Consider the following 18,228-nt stretch of genomic DNA (forward strand, 5'->3'; position numbering starts at 1 on the left):
TAAAAGTATTGATGGTCAAAACCTGAGAAAACGAGAGTATTTAAGAGCTAAGCGTTTCTCTATAGAGGGAGGATAGTGTAATTGTAGAAACGAAATTATTAATAGTTTTATTTTTTCAGTAAGTCAGGTTCGCGACATCATGTGGAATGAAAACAACTGTAAGTCACAAAAACAAAGTTAATGTGAAATGAGTAGGGAGAAAAGTGAAATTAACAAAATTTGAAAGCGATTTCGGAAAAACGATTAAACACTTTTTAAGTGACGAGGAGGATTTATTTTATATGAGTAAAATGTTGCAAACCACTAAATCTGTATTCAACAAATTTATCTGTCTTTAATGCCATCTAAGGGGTCGTTTCCCCCTAGTGAATATGGTATCAATGTACCATATTCCTTTTGCTCCAAGTTGCCTCGTGCAATTACTGAATGGATATTAGCGGCAATAAGCCTAGTGTAATCTATAAAAAATAAAAGAGCTATCCGATGGATAGCCCTGCATGCGTATACTTCTTAACTCTTCCCGCTACTTGCCTTTCGGCAATACTTCAACCGCAATCTCCGCCCATTTCACCGAGCCGTACGGCGATGTCTCTCCCCCTACGAACATATCCGGACTAAGTATATTAATCAAATAAGTGCCTGGCTCATTGATCGCGATTGACCCACTAAACTCTCTATTCTCGTTCATCTGAACGACTGTTTTTTTGCCGCTTGTCTGATAGTCTCCATTCTGAAACTTTGTCAATTGAAATCCAAGAACCTGACTCTCAAATTTCTCTTCCGTGATGACAGATCCGCTAATCTCTATGGCTTCTCCAGCATGTACCCGCAGGTAGCCTTGTGTTGGTTTATTGAACACGATATTATTCGCATACGTATCATGGTTATATCGGACAGGTATCAAGGATGGATCCTTAACGATCCGATTGACGATGATGTCTGCAGATGGATTATCATTGGAATGAATCTGCAGCGGATTCGGTCCTGGACGGAGATCAACGGAAAACTCAACCCGACTAAATTCACGATTTCCAATTTTGATCGACTTGTCGATGGTCTTCTCCGTCCCTTTTAACGAGCTGATGCCGCCCATCTCAACGCTGGTCATTCCGCCAAATCCAAAGCTTTGCATTAAATAAACGCGTCCGTACTCTTTTTGAACCAATGCACTGAAAGTGATACGATCCGACTCTGTCGTATAGGCAGGGTGCAGGACCTTCGCTAACATCTCACTCCACGTCAACTGCAAAGTTTCCTGGCTCCAGTTATAGTTGATCCCCATCCACGGCAACATTGAAACTGGAACATACAGCGTATTGCTTTTCATAAACGGTGGCAGAATCTTCTGTGCGTCATCGAGCACTGTAAGTTTGCCGTTCAATTCATTATATAGTTTGGGGCTGTCAGGCTTGAAATGAATGGTTGAAAAGTAAGTCGGATGCTCTGGGCTAAACTCGACCCAATAACTATTCGTTTTTGTGCTTTTCATGATCCTTCCAACATGCGCTAGCTCCAGCCACTTGATCGGTAAGTAGAGGTTACCGTTCTTCATAAGCAGCGGAGAAGCTTTCAAGGACTTCGAATCCAACGTGATGGTTGACTTGTTCAATTTTGCAGATATCTTGTGCGGTATCAATTGAAACACGGCCGCGTCATTGTCAATGATCGGCAGACCAGATATCGATGCCTGAGCATAGCTGACCTGTAACGGAAGGACAACAGAAGCCAGCAGCCCGGCGCAAATCAATAATTTCGTAATCATTCGTAGCACGACGTGAACACCACTTTTCATTTTTTTATATAGACGAATGATGTTGCAAAATGTTGCGGAGGGATTGATCTAACGGGACACGATAGTTGAATCATGATATAGTGACAGCTGGTCAAACGTTGCAAATTGCTTGTCTGGCAAGAAATTACTCTCTTAAGGCTCCGTTTTGCTGTAGCTACTACGTATTACACCCCAAAACCCTAAGCCCCAAAAACAACTTTTCATATGTTCGATGAATTCGAGTTCTATGCCCTGTAACTTCTTCTGTCCCTTTCAGACGGAGATCTGCAGCATAGATCAACTATAATCGTTTTCTATATATTAGTTTATTGGAGTAAGTGGTAGACTTTGAGTCAGAAGATTATTTAATGACAACACTTCCTGCGTGAAGGGTTTTGGGAGAGTGAGCAAAATGAATTATGAATGGACGGTTCGGAAAGTTCTTGAGAGTTATTCAGTTACAGAGCCAGATATAGAGTTCATCAGGCACAATGAGAATTTGACATACAAAATAACTGACCGCGGTAGTGGCAGATCCTTCTTGCTTCGAATTCATAAGCCCGCAACAGAGGGGTTGCTCGGTATTCAGCACACGCTGGAGGGGCTTCAATCCGAGGTGTTGCTGCTACAGGAGCTAGGTCGCAATCAAGTGCTGCGGGTACAAATACCTGTTGAGAATAGATTCGGAGAGTATGTAACGGAATTGTTCATTGAGGACATGGATTCACCCTGTTATGCAACGCTGCTCGAGTGGATCGATGGGGATACTTTTACACGAGAAGAAAAGAATTTGGATGATATCGTATATGCAATAGGAGTCAATCTTGCGCGATTACATAATTTCACTCGAGAGTGTGCGGTCCTGAAGGATTTGCCTAGACCGGTATACGGCTCAGAGAGAATCGATACTGCAATTGATGAGCTGAGATACGGTGTAGAAGCAGGCATTTATAGTCTGGAGCATTATGAGATTATGACCGAAGTGCTTTTCCAAGTGAAGGGGTTCATGAGTGAACTGGACTCGAGGGAAGGAACTTGGGGGCTGATCCATGCCGATCATCAGGAAAATAATATCATTATCAATGAAAGAAGCGGGCCTTGCTTTATCGACTTTTGCCTATCCGGCTACGGACATTATTTATTTGATATTGGCAGCGCTTCTACGTTGTTCGAAAGCAACCACCGGGACAGATTTATTCAGGGGTACTCCTCTCAAGCCTTGTTTGATAAGGGGAGCTTAAGGTACGTTGAAGGGCTCATATTAATGGACGTATTTCTGGCCTATGTTTTCTTCATCCGTGACCCTGACAGAAATGGCTGGATTAAAGACCATGCCGTCCGAAAAGTAGAGTTGTGGCAAGAATGGCTGGCGGGGAAAGAGATTTACTATTTATTCTAATTTAGAAGAATGGAATAGTCCTGGATAATAGACCATTGAATTATTTAGGCAAACTGGAATCTTGCGCAAATAAGTTATATGAGCCATCTGTCCGGATTTGTCATCCGTTTAAAGGATGGCCTTAAAACTTGCCGTTACAGACAGCGAGGAGAACCGTATCATAAATAAGGGCAAGTTTTTTGCGTAATTCCTTGCGGGGCTTGGGATAAATTCGCTCTTAGCTTTGTCTTCAAGTTCAACCCTTAGCTGGTTGAAGTAATCTTGGACAAGTTCGAGGAGCGCCTGCGGAATTGCTTTGGCGTGGCGAAGCACTTTTAAATCCTGATACGTAAAGATGATACGCAAAACAAATACCTCCTTAAGAAACAGAAATAGAGCCCCTTAGAACAGGAGCTCATGGAAATAATATATGTTTGAAATTCTGCCACTTTCGGTGTTGCGTTTTACTCCCACACAGTATAGAATGAATTGATGACAAATTACTGGAAGGAGTGGGAATATGAGGTGGAAACGGGAGGCTTACAATAAGTCGATTGTTACAATTTCATATTCTCGTTCCATTAAGACACTAAAGCATTCGTTGCTTTAGTGTTTTTTATTTGCGCGGAGGTGTTAATTTGACAAGGTACAAAAGAGTTCTTATTAAACTAAGTGGTGGAGCAGTCGCCGGAAACACGGAATTTGGTTTTGAGCCTGAAAGGTTGGACCATATTGCCAATGAAATTATGTCAGTTGTGAATCTAGGTGTTGAGGTATCATTAGTTATAGGTGGAGGGAATATTTTTCGCGGTAATATGGCGGAAAGCTGGGGAATAGAAAGAGCAGAAGCTGATAACATCGGGACGCTTGCGACTGTTATTAATAGCTTGATGCTTCGAGGAGTTCTTAAAGCCAAATCAAACAAAGAAGTTCGTGTAATGACAGCAATACCTATTACATCAGTTGCAGAACCATACATCAGACTAAGGGCAGTTCACCATCTGGAAAAGGGCTACATAGTAATTTTTGCGGGAGGAAACGGGCAACCCTACGTTACAACAGATTATCCTTCCGTTCAGAGGGCAATCGAAGTTAATTGTGATGCTTTGTTAGTTGCAAAACAAGGCGTAGATGGTGTTCTCAATGCTGACCCTAAGTTCGACAAAGAAGCAAGGAAGTTTAGGTCAGTTCACTACAACGATGTTTTAAAATATAACTTGAAGGTAATGGATCAATCAGCTTTCATCTTAGCTAGAGACTACAATCTGCCAATGCATGTGTTTAATTTTGACAAGCCGGGCTCAATGAAAGAAATTTGTGAAGGGAAAGATAATGGAACGATAATTAGCGGTGAGTCAATTTTGGAATTGGAATGAGTTGAAGATTATGAGGGGGCATAACAGCGCTCCTTCTTTTTCGTAATACTTGCCGTTACAGACAGCGCGGAGAACCGTATCACAAGTAGTGATAAAACGGAGAGTCGAATATTAATGGTGAGTTTAAAATAGTAATAAGGAAAAGACCGGAGCACAGTAAATCCGGTCTTTCTTTGTAACAATCATTCAGGTAACGGGCAGGATAGTGTGATTGTGGAAACGAATTTATTAATAGATTTATTTCTTCAATAGGTTTGCGACATCATGTGGCATCAAAATAACTGTAAGTCACAAAATGTGTGAAATGAGAAGGGAGAAATGAGAAAATGCAAATTAGTGAAGAAATCAAACGGGAAGAAAAACTTGGGGACATAACCGGCGTTACGTGTATATACGTTCCGGTTAGTGACGTCTATAAGGCCGTTCATTGGTATCAAAAAAATTTAGGATGCCAACCTACAAACATCCATCCGGTTGAACCTGGGATGGAAATAGCGATCTTGAGATTTCCTGATCATACTGGAAAGCCTCATGGAGCTACAGGAAGAGTCCCGGCTATATTCCTTATGGGTGGAGGGGGAGGGGCATCGAAAGAAGCCGGAACTTTAGGTTTTACTTTTGATAACGGTGATAGACAATCCGTAGCTTGTTTTATTACCCCCCGTATACAAGTAATGTACAATCGATTCAAAGAAAACGGAGTGAACATCGTAACCGAAATTCCGGAAAATAGACCATGTGGCCCTAACTTTAGATTTTGTGATCTGGATGGGAATTTATTAGAAATATGGGAAGACGGCGCGGATAACATGCAAGCGGAGGACATAACAGGAGTTTGCTGTATATACGTTCCGGTTAATGACGTCTATAAATCCGTACATTGGTATCAAAAAAATTTAGGATGTACACCTACAGACCACAATCCGGTTGAACCTGGGATGGAATTAGCGATCTTGAAATTGCCTAATTATCCAGGAAAGACTTATGGACCACACGAGGCTATATTCCTTATGGGAGGAGGAGGGGCATCCAAGGAAGCCGGAAGTCTAGGATTTACTTTTGACAACGGTGATCGACAGGCCGTAGCTTGTTTCATTACTCCCTGTATCCAAGAGATGTACAATCGTTTCAAGGAAAATGGAGTGAACATAGTGGGTGAAATTCGGCAAACATGTGGTCCGAACTTGCAGTTCTATGACCCAGACGGTAATGTGTGGGAAATATGGAAACCTTAACATAGTACAAAACAGGCTGCCGATTGGCAGCCTGTTCAGCTAACGGGACACGTTAGTTGAACAGAGCGAGGAGCAGTTTGCTACGGCAGCTGTTCTTGTTTTTATTAAGCTAAAGGGCAGGATAGTTCAAAAGTTTTGCGAATACCTTATATATGGAATTATTTACGAAATTCGTGAATAAGACGTTCAAATAGAATCCGAAATCAAAATAAGAATCCAAGGAGTTGAAACCTTGAATACTAAAGCCGTTTTTTTTGATTTGTTTGAAACATTAATCACTGAATTTTCAAACGGTCGAAGAATTTCTAATCGAAATTATGACTATAACGATTTACTAGGCATAACAAATGACGAATTTAAGACTGAGTGGAGAAGTCGTCAGGAGAAGAGGATGAACGGTTATTATGATAATTTTGTCGAAGTAATCAAAGACATTATTATGTGTAGGAATTTACAGGTTGATGATGAAGTAATTGAATATTTGTATAGGGAACGAATTAATGAGAAAATAATTCCTTTTAACAATATTAATCCTGATGTATTAGAACTATTGGAATATCTACGAGATATTAATATCAAGATCGGTCTAATTAGCAATTGCACGGAAGAGGAAGTCAAATATTGGTCAGATTCAAAACTTGCTCAATATTTTAATGACTATATTTTTTCATTTGAGGTGAAATGCTGTAAGCCAGAGACTAGTATATATTCACTAGCATGTGATCGATTAGCAGTTAAACCAGAAGAGAGTATATTTATAGGTGATGGCGGGTCAAACGAGTTGGATGGAGCCTTTAAATCGGGATTAAAGGTTTATCATGCGATATGGTTCAATACTTATATTCAGAGTGAATTCAAGAAATTAACAAATCCGAAAGAACTTATTAAAGCATTGAGCTAAAGACATCATGTGTATTTCGAAGAAGCGGTTTCCATCGGATAACAATGCATTCACGCATCGGGCCGCTATCTGTCCCTTGGTTGCCTCAAGGAAGGAGATTCAGGCGACAATGCAAGGCTAAGTCCGTCGGACTCTGCGCGTAATGTCGATTAAGCTAACGGGACACTATAGCTCAACGATGACACGAAGGCAGCCGGCCAGAACGATCGGCTGCCTTAGTTGCGCTAACGGGCAGAATAGCGTGGTGTCGTTGAAGAAGATAAATCGTAATAAATAATTTCAAGGGAGAAGAGTCATGATTGATATCTTAAAGCTTATTGTGGCCTTAGCTTTGGGCTACCTGTTAGGCAGCCTTAATACAGCGGTGATTGTAGGGAAAATATACGGCAAGGACATAAGAAGCCATGGAAGTAAAAGCGCCGGGCTTACCAATACTCTGAGGGTACTTGGGAAATCTGCCGCGGTGTTTGTTCTTGCGGGAGATATATTAAAAGGGGTAGTTGCCTGTTATATAGGCTTGTTCCTTGGCGTTTACTTTTATTCGGGAGAGGCTAAAGATTGCGTAAGCCTTTTAGCGGCAGGCGAAGGAGCAGTTATAGGGCATAACTGGCCGGTATATTTTAAGTTTAAAGGAGGAAAGGGGGCACTTACAGCAGTGGCTGTGCTGTTTATGGTTAACTGGGTTATGGCCCTTTTATGCCTTGGCTTTTTTGTGATAATAGTAGCTTTAACCCGTTATGTTTCTTTAGGTACAATATGTGCTACAATGCTTTTTGCGGCTATTTCATTTATTCCTGTTTTTGGGAATACCTTATATTTTTATTTATTTGCATGCCTAATGGCGTTTATGACTATTTTCAGGCATACGGGAAATATAAAAAGACTGCTTTCAGGAACAGAAAGTAAACTTATTCTTTGAACTATTTTATTGAGGCAAAGAAGATGATTGGGTTAATCTAACGGGACACGATAGTTAAACATAAAGGGTTCCACATATTAGTCATGCATAATATGTAGAACCCTTTATTTTATTTGATTTCCTTAAGTTTAGGTCTTGATAATTCCAAGTCTAAAACTTTATTTTCTTTTAGACATCTCGAATCAACGTAATGTCAACCTGTAGTCCGCCTAGTGAAGAACGCGAAACTTGAAGAGTGCTGTTGGATTCGGAGTAGATTGTCAGCCGTCTTTGGATATTTAATACTCCTGACATTTCATGCTTATTGGAGGCAGTTACGGCATCTGCTAAAGCTGAACGCAGAGAGTCAAGATTTTCGTCAGAAAGATCGCTTCCGTTATCTTGGATTGTTATTATTAATCCCTTGGGTTTTTCTATAAAACGAATGCTTATGTAACCATCCTTAGTTTTATTTCGCATCCCATGGTTATAGGCGTTTTCTAAAATCGGTTGAAGTATTAACTTTGGAACCATAATGTGGAGATATTTCTCAGGGATTAAATCAGTCTCGGTTACAATCCTTTTTTCAAAACGAAGTGATTGGATGTATATGTATATCTTGGTATGCTCGTATTCTTCTTCTAATGTGACGTAGTCCATACTGTTCTTAGTAATATATCTGAAATTAAGCGCTAAGGCTTCGCTAACCTGCTGACTTTCTTCTATAAGACCGGATATTATCATACGCTGCAAAAGAAAGAAGCTATTGTATAGGAAATGTGGATTTATTTGAGCTTGCAATTGCTTCAATTCTGCTTTTTGCAGCAAGATTTTTTGATTGTAATCCCGGTCGATCAGTTTCTCCAGATTTTCCGTCATGCTGTTGAACGCTTGATAAAGGTATGAAAAATCAGATGGCATGACATCTTTAATCCTTGTTTGAAAGTCCCCTTTTTTTACACTGATAAAAGCATTTGTAAGCTTGATAAGCGGTCTGTGAACCATTCGGTACATGAAATAAAAGAAAATTAGGCATGCGATAATGAATACACCCGAAAATAAGGATAAAGCATTCGCCGATAATTGTACTGGTTGCATGAGGCTATCGTGGGAAACTAGCCTAATGTAGGAACCCGAGCTATATGGAAGTGGATATCGCAGAGCATAGTAACGTAGTTTGTCTAGCACAATGGACGAGGGGAAATCATCCGCCCCATAGGATGCTTCAAGTATATGGATCGTATGCAGTGAATCGGATGTCATATTCGTGGCGATTGGTGTGTCATTCATTTTTACATAATAAAGATCGTTGTTTAGCGTATTGTGGGTATTTACCAATAACTGAATTTGTGCGATTGAAATTCTCATTTCAATAATAAATGCTGGATCAGAATTCTTAGACGGTGTAATGAATACGGAAAAAACATCCTGCTTATTTGCGCTGCTTATGTAATGTTGAACACGTTCTGGACGGTTGGCAAGCGAGACAATTTTGGCATATTCAGAATCCGAAAATTCTTGAAAGCTTCCCTCAGTTGATCCGTCCGAGTTATAGACTCTCTTCATATCGCGGATATAGATATGCGCAGAATCTAAATAGTTGTTCGTACTGCTAATCATAGAGAGTTGCTCCCTAATCGTATTAATTATGGAAATTTTTGAGTAGTCCGATAGGTTATTATGCGTCGTAACGAAGCGCAATATATTCGATTGGAAGGACAAAGGAACATTGGAAATATATATGTTATTGAGGGCATTGTCGAGTTGAGTGGAGAAGGACCTGGAAGAGGCATCGAGTGATTGATAAATTTCATTCTCCAGCTTCTGGTTGCTTTTAAAGACAGCAATAAAGCTAAAAATTGCAATTGGGATAACTACTAACAAGAATAATAGAATGATTTTCGATAAGGTGCTATTTTTTATTTTCAAGGGAATCCCCCCCCTTATGTATAATATTTTGTGTTATGTATAAATTCTTGATGGCTTCCTCTATTAGTTCAATAAATTGCACAAATGTAAAGATAATATATATACACAATTCGGTGTGCTAGGGATAATAACATTATTAGCACAATCTTAAAAGATTTCAAGCGAAACCTAAATTAAAGGGGATGTAAAGAATGTTAAAAAAGAAAGCGGTTACAATAATTCTTTCTTTGTACGTGGCAATAAGCTTAACAGCCTGTAGTACAGAGAGCACTAATCCTGCAAACAGCGGGACAGAAAATGGAAATGGCAGTACACCAGTAGTAGATAACGGTCCAGTGGATATATGGGCGCCATATGATGAAACCGTTACCATAAATACAGTGCTACCACTAAATAAGGGAATTCCGTTTAAGGATGGCGAGAATTATGACAAAAATCCTTGGTATGACGAGTTTAAGAAAAATTTCAATATTGAAGTCAAAAATCTTTGGGTGGCACAGGACTATTCAACTAAGTTGAATTTATCGGTAGTCGATGGGAAACTGCCAGATGTGTTTGTAGTTAGCAAAACGGCTATGCTGAATCAATTGATTGAGGGCAATCTAATTGCGGATATGACGGAAGTGTTTGATAAATATGCATCGGATGATATTAAAAAATATGTGTCTCTAGACAAAGAAACATTTAAAACGGGCTACAAGGATGGCAAACTGTACGGCATTGCACAGCTTGGATTTGGGATTATCGACCAGCCCTCACAGATCTGGTTGAGAAAGGACTGGATGGAAGAGCAAAAACTATCTGCTCCTCAAACGATGGATGACGTTGTGAACATTGCGAAGGTATTTATGAAGGAGTATGGAGCCTATGGAATCGGGGAAAACCAAAATTTGGATAGCCTTACATTGTTGGCACCCGCTTGGGGGGCATCCCCGGGTATTTGGATAAAAACAAAGGAAGGCAAACTAGCGTACGGGTCTGTTCAGCCTGAAATGAAAGCCGCGTTGAGTACTTTTGCACAGTGGTATAAAGATGGAATTCTGTATCCGGATTTTGCTACCAGTGACAGCACAAAAATATCTCAGCATAATATTAACGGAAAGCTTGGCGTACAACCGTTCGGACAGTGGTGGGGCTGGTACGCAGGTGTAGATACCGTTACCAAAAATGGGAAGAACAGCTATTTCCAGGCATATGCAATTCCTTCCGCCACTAGTCAACCTGTGAAGTCGCCCATTTCATTCTCAAACGTTGGCTATATTGTGGTGAATAAGAACTTTAAGAACCCTGAAGCCGTAATAAAGCTGATCAACTATTATGCAAAAGCAATGTTTAGCGGAGAATTGGACAATAGCCTTGTGACTGAATTCAATCGTATGGGGACAATTCCTTATGCTTTCCGCATAATTAACCCAATGACCGACTATCAACAGTTCATTGATGTTAACGAGGCATTACGTACTAAGGATACATCAAAGCTGGTAGGCATTACGAAGTCAAAATACGATAAGGTAGTAGACTTTATGGAGAAAGGTACTCCGAGTTCTTTACCCGATTATCTCCAGCTGGGAGATGTTCGCAGTTCTTATAGCGTTTCGAAGAAAATTCTAGATGATGGAAATATCGTTAAGGATGCGCTATGGGGTGCACCGCCAGCTACCTTGGAGAGTTCGGGAAGTACACTAGACGATATCCTGATCCAAGGCTTTACGCAGATCATCGTAGGAGAGAAGCCAGTGGATTATTTTGATACTTTGGTAAAAAGTTGGCTCTCTGCGGGTGGAGAACAGGCGACCAAAGAAATGAATGAAGTTTACAAATAATTGATATTCGAAGAATGGTTGGACGGAGTGGTTGAAATTCTTGCTCCGTCCGATATTTCTCAAGTGAAAGTGGTGTGATCGATGTGAGAAAACATTTAGCCCGTGAATGGCAATATCATGCGATGCTGATACCTGGTTTTATCGTTACGTTAATTTTCTGTTATTTTCCCTTATACGGTCTTGTAATTGCCTTTCAGAAGTATAACCCAGCTCTAGGTTTTTCTTCTCCTTGGATTGGGTTTAAAAATTTCGAATATATATTCAGCCAGCCCAATTTTTTGAAAACCATATGGAATACCTTTTATATTTCATTTTTCAAGATCGTTGGAGGGATTATCGTTCCTGTAGTTGTTGCTCTACTATTAAATGAAGTAAGAAGAAATAAATTTAAACGGTTATTCCAATCGTTAGTTTACATACCTAATTTTTTGTCTTGGGTTATTATGGCCGGTTTATTAATGGATATTCTTGCAAGAGATGGTATTGTTAGTAACTTACTAGTTGCTTTCGGAGTAGGACCAATTAACTTGTTGGGCGATCCATCCATTTTTCCGTGGATGATGATTATCAGCGATATTTGGAAAGGGTTCGGTTTTGGAACAGTGGTTTATCTGGCTGCACTGACCTCGATTGACCCGAGCTTATATGAGTCAGCCATGATTGATGGCGCTTCACGTTGGCGGCAAACCCTATCCATCACACTTCCGATGCTCACACCAATTATTCTATTGATGATGACCTTGTCATTGGGGAGTGTGTTGGATGCGGGATTTGACCAAATTTTTAACTTATATTCGCCTATCGTATATGAAACTGGCGATATAATCGATACTTATATGTATAGAATGGGGATTGAGCAGGCGCAATACTCAGTAGGAGCCGCGGTAGGACTGTTTAAATCCGGCGTTTCCTGCGTGCTGATTGGCTTGTCCATCTACTTGGCTAGTAAATTCGCCGGGTACAAGATTTTTTAATAAGGAGGCCTGGCATCAATGGTTAGCAATGGTAAGTCTAATGCTTTTCAGATATTTAATTATATCTTCTTGTCCCTTGTATGCTTGCTTTGCATATTGCCGTTTATCAATTTGTTAGCCGTTTCTTTTAGCGGCAGTGCTGCAGTTTCTTCAGGAAGTGTGACCTTTTGGCCAGTGGATTTTACTCTGATGTCCTATGAATTTGCTTTTGGCGGGAATTTTTTTCAGTCGATGATGGTTTCTGTTCAGCGCGTAATATTAGGCGTGAGTATCAATATAATTCTGATGGTCATTACAGCGTACCCTCTTGCAAAGGGAAGCAAACAATTTGCAGGCAGGAATATCTATATGATTTTCTTCGTCCTAACTATGTTTATTAGTGGCGGATTGATACCTACTTATCTTGTAGTTTCGGGGCTGGGACTCAAGGATAGCATCTGGGCGCTCGTTCTGCCAGGAGCTTTGCCTGTATACAATATGGTCATTTTGATGAATTTCATGCGCGGTATTCCGGGAGCCCTAGAAGAGGCGGCCATGATCGATGGTGCATCCCCATTCCAAATTTTAACAAAGGTTCTATTGCCATTATTGAAGCCGGCGCTTGCGACAGTGGGGTTGTTCTGCATTGTGAGTCATTGGAATGATTGGTTCAGTGGCATGATTTACATGGATAACATAGATAATTATCCGCTTCAGACCTATTTACAATCCATGCTGCTCAATTTCGACCAGCTGATGCAGCAATCGGGAAATGATTTGCAGCTTCTGATGTCCCAAATGAATGCTCGAACAGGCAGAGCAGCACAGTTGTTTTTAGGTGCGATACCAGTGATCGTCGTCTATCCGTTCCTGCAAAAATACTTCACCACAGGTCTAGTGCTTGGAAGCGTGAAAGAATAGGAGGGGCATTGAATGCCGGAGATTGTATTTGCCAGAGATTACGGGATTCACGCGAACAGTAAGGAAAACTATGTTGACCGGTTTGTAAGAATGTTCGCCGAACATCAAGAGGATACCTGTTTTATCTTGGAAAACGGAAGATACGACTTTTACGCGAATGATGGATTGGATCGGCATTATATTTTGTCGAATTCTGATTATGTGGAAAATAGAAAAGTTGCTCTTGCCATGGAATATATGTGCAATATCGTGCTAGACGGCAACGGATCTGAGTTTATTTTCCATGGTCAAATCCTTCCACTAGCGATTGCGGAATGCCGGAATGTTACCATTCAGAACCTAACGATTGATTGGGAGATTCCCCTGACTGCCGAAGGACGTGTCGTTTCCAGCGGGAATGGCTTTGTTGATGTGGAGATCGACGCGGTGCATTTTCCGTATCGCATCAGAGAGGGACGGTTGTATTTCTTCGGAGAAGATTGGGAGGAACCGCTTTATAGAGGCATGATTGAGTTCGATGCAGCAGCACATAAGGTGGCTTTTGCAACCGGCGATTATTATGAGAATATGACCGCACGGGAGATTGCCCCAAATACGGTAAGGCTGCTTGCGCAGTTCCATTCTCAGCCACAAGTGGGGAATGTGTTGGTCATCCGACATACAAAACGAATTAATGGCGGTATTTTCGCTGAGAACTCTTCCGATTTAAAATTAGAACGTATAACACTGCACCATACCAGTGGATTAGGGGTATTATGCCAATTCTGTGAAAACATAAACTTTAAAGGCATCCAAATGCTGCCTAACAGGAAACGTGGGCGTGTGGCGGTTTCGGGACATGATGACGGCTTGCACCTGTGCAATAATCGGGGGCAGATTACCGTTGAGAATTGCTACTTCCATGGCTTGATGGACGATCCGATCAACGTTCACGGAACTGCTGTGCGGATTTGTAAGCAGTTGGACGCGCACACGTTATGTGGAGAATTCGCGCATTCTATGGCAATGGGTTTTTCCAATTGGGCAACTCCAAGCCAAGCCATTTCTTTCATTGATCACGAAAGTATGGCGTCTTATGCAACTCTTCATGTACGTTCTTTTAAACTATTGGATCTGCGCAGCTTTACCATTTCCTTTGAAGAGCCGATACCCGAACGAATCAGCCCTGGCGATGCGTTGGAAAATCTAAGCAATGTTCCTTCTTTCACCTGTAGGGACAGTTTCTTTGGAAGCTGTCGGGCACGTGGTCTACTAGTTTCTACGCCTGGTTCGGTTTTGATTGAGGGAAATACGTTTGAGTCTTCCGGTTCAGCAATTCTTATAGCTGGAGATGCCAACCAGTGGTATGAGTCTGGGGGATGCAAGGACGTACTGATCAGGCGCAACATTTTTCAGGAAAGCTGTCTGACCTCCGATTATCAGTTCTGCGAGGCGATTATCAGCATTTATCCGGAAGTTCCTTGTCCGGATCAGAAACTACCTTTTCATAAAAATATTCGTATTATGGAGAACGTCTTTTATCTGTATGACAGTGCGCTTCTATATGCAAAAAGTACTGACGGGCTTTTGCTTATTGGCAATAAGCTGATCAGGAGCTATACTTATCCGCCGAGATATCCTGACAAAAAGCTGCTAACCTTGATGAATTGCACGAAGGTGGTTATCTCTCAAAATGAGGTGACAGGAGACTTGCTTTCTAATGAAGCTGCACTCTCTGGAATGACTGAAGAGGATGTCAATTTTACGGATAGCCTAGTCCAGTCATTCATCGATAATAACACTTAAGGAGAATAGATCATGTCATGATCCGAAGCTTGTCGTCAAGCAACTGGAAAAGCATGTTCGATACACCGTTCAAAGATATAAAGATCGCGTTCATTGCTGGCATCCGGTTAATGAAGCATATACCTATCCAAACGGTTGGTAATCTCAAAATTAATGAAGGGTTAGTTTATCGATGGGTAAGATATCGACCCGGATTTTTATGAGAAAGGCATTAAGAATGCTGAACTATACGGAGCTGACGTAGATTACCTAGGAGTTCGGGGATATTTTGAAGTATATAATCCTGATTATACCGATTTGAAACAGGTGATTGGCGGATTCAGCTACCAGTCTGGAGCAATTCCATGCTGAAGCTGGAGCGTTACTTGAGAAAGGGAGAACCCCATCCACTAGAGTACGTGACCAATGAACGGGAGAAGGAGAACATTCGATTGACGGGCAAGGCCATTGAAGGCTACGTCATGTGTAGTTGTATCGCCATGGGTTTGTTGCAACTGGTCGCCGTCCGTTCATCCCTTGTTCCAAGCTTATTCTTCCGATACTTGAGAACGCCTTCCAAGACCATTGTTTCCGAAGAATTGGTCATGGTTTATTTACGTAAATCTATTTTTCGTATGTTTGCTCGCAACCCGCATTTATCCATAACAAAAATAATTCAAGCCAAGCAGGAAATCACTGATAGTCCCGGTGATTCGCTGGCTTCTTAATGTTTAGAACTTTTCACTGTCCAGAAGTGATACAGCTCGACTCTAATCTTACGAGGAGGTATAGAAAAATGAAATATCGGAAAAAGTTAAATTTTAATCAAGACTGGAAATTCATCTGCGACAATGAGGTGAACGCTTCGCAGAGGCAAGCAGAGGATAAACTTTGGAAAGAGGTTAGCTTGCCACATACTCCGCGAATCGAAACGCTTCACATTGATATGCACTTTCAAGGTATTTGCTGGTACCGCAAACATTTTATAATCCCAAAAGAGGATAAAGGAAAAAAATTGTTTGTGGAGTTTGAAGCCGCTATGCAAGAGGCCGATGTGTGGGTAAATGGAATTCATAAGCTGACACATAAAGGTGGTTTTTTACCTTTTACAATCGATATGACTGAAGATGTTGAGTATGGCGCCAGCAATGTGATCGCCGTTCGGCTTAACAACTGCAACAATGGCAGCATACCTCCAGGAAAACCACTGGAAAGTCTAGACTTTTCTTATTTCGGAGGGCTATATCGCAATGTCTACCTCCATGTCACAGACAAACTGCACGTGACGGATGCAGTACACGCAAACGTTACTGCAGGCGGGGGGATATTTGTCAAGTATTCGAACGTATCGCGAAACTCGGCTACTATAAACGTTGATACACATGTCCGCAACGATTACGATTCCACCAAGCTTGGATCTGTTATTACATCTATTGTCGATCATGACAACAATGTAGTCGCAGTTGCAAATAGTACTCCTGAAATGATTCCGGGACATGAAAGCTGTACGTTCGTTCAATCATTAACTGTGTTGAATCCACAGTTATGGCATCCGGATACTCCTCACTTGTATTTGATTCGTACGCAAATTTTACACGATCAAAAGCCAGTGGACGATTTTAGTACGCGTATCGGCATACGTACCCTATCGTTCAGCAAGCAGAATGGATTTGTCATTAATGGCGATAAGCTGGTCATTCGAGGAACGAATCGACACCAACAGTTTCCGCATATTGGACATGCTGCTTCTGACAATGCCCATTATCGCGATGCAAGGAAACTGAAAGAAGGCGGATACAATTTTGTAAGGCTCGGCCATTACCCGCAATCACCTGCTTTTTTGGAGGCCTGTGATGAACTCGGTCTTATGGTCGTTGAGCCGGTGCCCGGTTGGCAATATTGCGAGGAAGGACAATTACAGGAGCTCGTTCGGCAGCATATTCGGGATATGATCCGACGGGACCGAAACCATCCTTGCGTTATTATGTGGGAAGTCAGCTTGAACGAAACGCATTACTCACGGAGCGGGGCTACGGATGAGTTTTTCCGTGAATGTCATTTGATTGCCCATGAGGAATTTCCGGGTGATCAGATGTTCACTGCTGGTGATACAATGGGGCGGAAAGATGCTGCTTTCGTCGGTTATGACGTACCCTATACACTTTGGAAAGGTGAAGACTTAAGTCGACCTTTGGAGGATGTACTTCCCGATAAAAGCGGATTCGATCGCGAATATGGTGATTATGAATTTGGCGGACATGATAGCACAAGTCGAGTTCCCCGTAATGCAGGAGAAGCTAAATTGCTGCAGCAAGCATGGAACTACCAGTGGTCGCTCAATCGGAACCGCAGTAATCATTGGTCATTAGGCGACGCTTCATGGGTCGGAATTGATCATAATCGCGGCTGCTTTCCACGAGCGGCGGAGTGTGGCGCTCTAGACTCATACCGCCTTCCGAAGTTTGTCTATTACTTTTATAAAAGTCAAAGAAAACCCGACATCATTCATACGGATGTAGAAAGTGGGCCCGTTATATTCATTGCAAATTATTGGACTGAGCGCACTTCGCCAGCCAAGGTCGTCGTATTTTCTAACTGTGACGAAGTAGAATTGTTCGTGAATGGTAAATCGACCGGCTTACAGCGTCCGGATGCAGGCGTTGATACAGCATATGGCGAAGTCATTACCGGCTTCGAAGTCGATTATTGGCTGACGGACGTTGAACAGCACAAGCATAAAGAAAATGACAATCGTGTTACCACCCTCACAGAAGCTGGTGAACTGATGGTTAGTCCACATGACGGGGGCAACTGTGTTCACCTGGAACAAGCTCCGTTTACGTTTCACAACATCGACTACGAACCTGGAACATTAAAGGCAGTAGGGCGAATCGGCGGGGTCGATACAGCGGTTGCGATCGTGCGCACTCCGCTTGCACCTGAATCTCTTTCCATCCAATGTGATTTCAGTGGAAAAGATCTAACTGCTGACGGATCTGATTTCATATTCGTTTACGTGAAAGTTTTGGATGCAAACGGCACAGTCGTTCCGACAGCCGAACCTGAGCTTTGCGTTGAAATCGAAGGACCTGCACTCGTCATCAATCCAGGGCCGATCCGTGCGGAAGCCGGTATAGCTACGATAATGCTGCAATCAAGACCCATCCCCGGGATAATCACGATATCTGTAAGCGCTGATAAGTTACTTTCGGCGGTCGAGAAACTAACAAGCGTAATCTGAGCGTATCTTTTTTTACTAAAATCCATATCAATATCAGA

14 protein-coding genes are annotated in these 18,228 nt (G+C 41.7%); 11 read left to right on the plus strand and 3 right to left on the minus strand.

Annotation, left to right across the window (positions count from 1 at the left end):
• Positions 1 to 523 precede the first annotated feature (523 nt).
• A complete protein-coding gene (locus AC3WU2_RS13070; protein WP_492455299.1) occupies positions 524 to 1,762 on the minus strand; it encodes a hypothetical protein in 1,239 nt (412 codons plus the stop codon).
• Positions 1,763 to 2,183: 421 nt separating this feature from the next.
• Between AC3WU2_RS13070 and AC3WU2_RS13075 the strand changes: the two genes are divergently transcribed.
• Positions 2,184 to 3,170, plus strand: coding sequence for a phosphotransferase enzyme family protein (locus AC3WU2_RS13075; RefSeq protein WP_492454747.1), 987 nt, complete (start codon positions 2,184 to 2,186; stop codon positions 3,168 to 3,170).
• A gap of 108 nt (positions 3,171 to 3,278) precedes the next feature.
• Here the strand turns inward: AC3WU2_RS13075 and AC3WU2_RS13080 are convergent, their stop codons facing one another.
• The gene (locus tag AC3WU2_RS13080) at positions 3,279 to 3,515 is read right to left on the minus strand and encodes a hypothetical protein (RefSeq protein WP_492454749.1); all 237 of its coding nucleotides are present in this window, start codon (positions 3,513 to 3,515) and stop codon (positions 3,279 to 3,281) included.
• 272 nt (positions 3,516 to 3,787) lie between these two features.
• Between AC3WU2_RS13080 and pyrH the strand changes: the two genes are divergently transcribed.
• The 4 genes from pyrH to plsY all read left to right on the plus strand — a co-directional run bounded on the left by pyrH (position 3,788) and on the right by plsY (position 7,580).
• A complete protein-coding gene (pyrH, locus tag AC3WU2_RS13085) occupies positions 3,788 to 4,525 on the plus strand; it encodes a UMP kinase (protein ID WP_018755729.1) in 738 nt (245 codons plus the stop codon).
• Between the two features lie 326 nt (positions 4,526 to 4,851).
• Entirely contained in the window at positions 4,852 to 5,760 is a 909-nt protein-coding gene (locus AC3WU2_RS13090; protein WP_492454752.1) for a VOC family protein, read from the plus strand.
• A 232-nt stretch (positions 5,761 to 5,992) separates the two neighbouring features.
• Positions 5,993 to 6,661, plus strand: a complete 669-nt coding sequence (locus AC3WU2_RS13095; RefSeq protein WP_492454754.1) for an HAD family hydrolase — start codon at positions 5,993 to 5,995, stop codon at positions 6,659 to 6,661.
• A 295-nt stretch (positions 6,662 to 6,956) separates the two neighbouring features.
• The gene (gene plsY, locus AC3WU2_RS13100; RefSeq protein ID WP_492454756.1) at positions 6,957 to 7,580 is read left to right on the plus strand and encodes a glycerol-3-phosphate 1-O-acyltransferase PlsY; all 624 of its coding nucleotides are present in this window, start codon (positions 6,957 to 6,959) and stop codon (positions 7,578 to 7,580) included.
• Between the two features lie 168 nt (positions 7,581 to 7,748).
• Here plsY and AC3WU2_RS13105 read toward each other — a convergent pair whose 3' ends face one another.
• Positions 7,749 to 9,488, minus strand: a complete 1,740-nt coding sequence (locus AC3WU2_RS13105; protein WP_492454758.1) for a sensor histidine kinase — start codon at positions 9,486 to 9,488, stop codon at positions 7,749 to 7,751.
• A gap of 191 nt (positions 9,489 to 9,679) precedes the next feature.
• Here AC3WU2_RS13105 and AC3WU2_RS13110 point away from each other — a divergent pair, with 191 nt between their 5' ends.
• The 6 genes from AC3WU2_RS13110 to AC3WU2_RS13135 all read left to right on the plus strand — a co-directional run bounded on the left by AC3WU2_RS13110 (position 9,680) and on the right by AC3WU2_RS13135 (position 18,190).
• Complete coding sequence (locus AC3WU2_RS13110; RefSeq protein ID WP_492454760.1) at positions 9,680 to 11,311, plus strand: type 2 periplasmic-binding domain-containing protein; 1,632 nt, start codon at positions 9,680 to 9,682, stop codon at positions 11,309 to 11,311.
• A gap of 83 nt (positions 11,312 to 11,394) precedes the next feature.
• Positions 11,395 to 12,285: an ABC transporter permease gene (locus AC3WU2_RS13115; protein ID WP_492454762.1), complete on the plus strand. Its 891-nt coding sequence runs from the start codon at positions 11,395 to 11,397 to the stop codon at positions 12,283 to 12,285.
• An 18-nt stretch (positions 12,286 to 12,303) separates the two neighbouring features.
• Entirely contained in the window at positions 12,304 to 13,185 is an 882-nt protein-coding gene (locus AC3WU2_RS13120; RefSeq protein WP_492454764.1) for a carbohydrate ABC transporter permease, read from the plus strand.
• 12 nt (positions 13,186 to 13,197) lie between these two features.
• Positions 13,198 to 14,970, plus strand: a complete 1,773-nt coding sequence (locus tag AC3WU2_RS13125; protein ID WP_492454766.1) for an alpha-1,3-galactosidase-related protein — start codon at positions 13,198 to 13,200, stop codon at positions 14,968 to 14,970.
• Between the two features lie 344 nt (positions 14,971 to 15,314).
• Positions 15,315 to 15,677, plus strand: coding sequence for a hypothetical protein (locus AC3WU2_RS13130; protein ID WP_492454768.1), 363 nt, complete (start codon positions 15,315 to 15,317; stop codon positions 15,675 to 15,677).
• Positions 15,678 to 15,745: 68 nt separating this feature from the next.
• A complete protein-coding gene (locus AC3WU2_RS13135) occupies positions 15,746 to 18,190 on the plus strand; it encodes a glycoside hydrolase family 2 protein (protein WP_492454770.1) in 2,445 nt (814 codons plus the stop codon).
• Positions 18,191 to 18,228 lie beyond the last annotated feature (38 nt).

The sequence above is a fragment of the Paenibacillus sp. EB106-05-06-XG162 genome, from assembly GCF_058791655.1.

Excerpts from the sequence above, each read along its gene's own strand:
- AC3WU2_RS13120 (WP_492454764.1), top strand. The coding sequence starts at position 12,304 with ATGGTTAGCAATGGTAAGTCTAATGCTTTTCAGATATTTAATTATATC.
- AC3WU2_RS13135 (WP_492454770.1), top strand. The coding sequence starts at position 15,746 with ATGAAATATCGGAAAAAGTTAAATTTTAATCAAGACTGGAAATTCATC.
- AC3WU2_RS13070 (WP_492455299.1), bottom strand. The coding sequence starts at position 1,762 with ATGATTACGAAATTATTGATTTGCGCCGGGCTGCTGGCTTCTGTTGTC.
- AC3WU2_RS13075 (WP_492454747.1), top strand. The coding sequence starts at position 2,184 with ATGAATTATGAATGGACGGTTCGGAAAGTTCTTGAGAGTTATTCAGTT.
- AC3WU2_RS13130 (WP_492454768.1), top strand. The coding sequence starts at position 15,315 with ATGCTGAAGCTGGAGCGTTACTTGAGAAAGGGAGAACCCCATCCACTA.
- AC3WU2_RS13125 (WP_492454766.1), top strand. The coding sequence starts at position 13,198 with ATGCCGGAGATTGTATTTGCCAGAGATTACGGGATTCACGCGAACAGT.
- AC3WU2_RS13090 (WP_492454752.1), top strand. The coding sequence starts at position 4,852 with ATGCAAATTAGTGAAGAAATCAAACGGGAAGAAAAACTTGGGGACATA.
- plsY (WP_492454756.1), top strand. The coding sequence starts at position 6,957 with ATGATTGATATCTTAAAGCTTATTGTGGCCTTAGCTTTGGGCTACCTG.
- AC3WU2_RS13110 (WP_492454760.1), top strand. The coding sequence starts at position 9,680 with ATGTTAAAAAAGAAAGCGGTTACAATAATTCTTTCTTTGTACGTGGCA.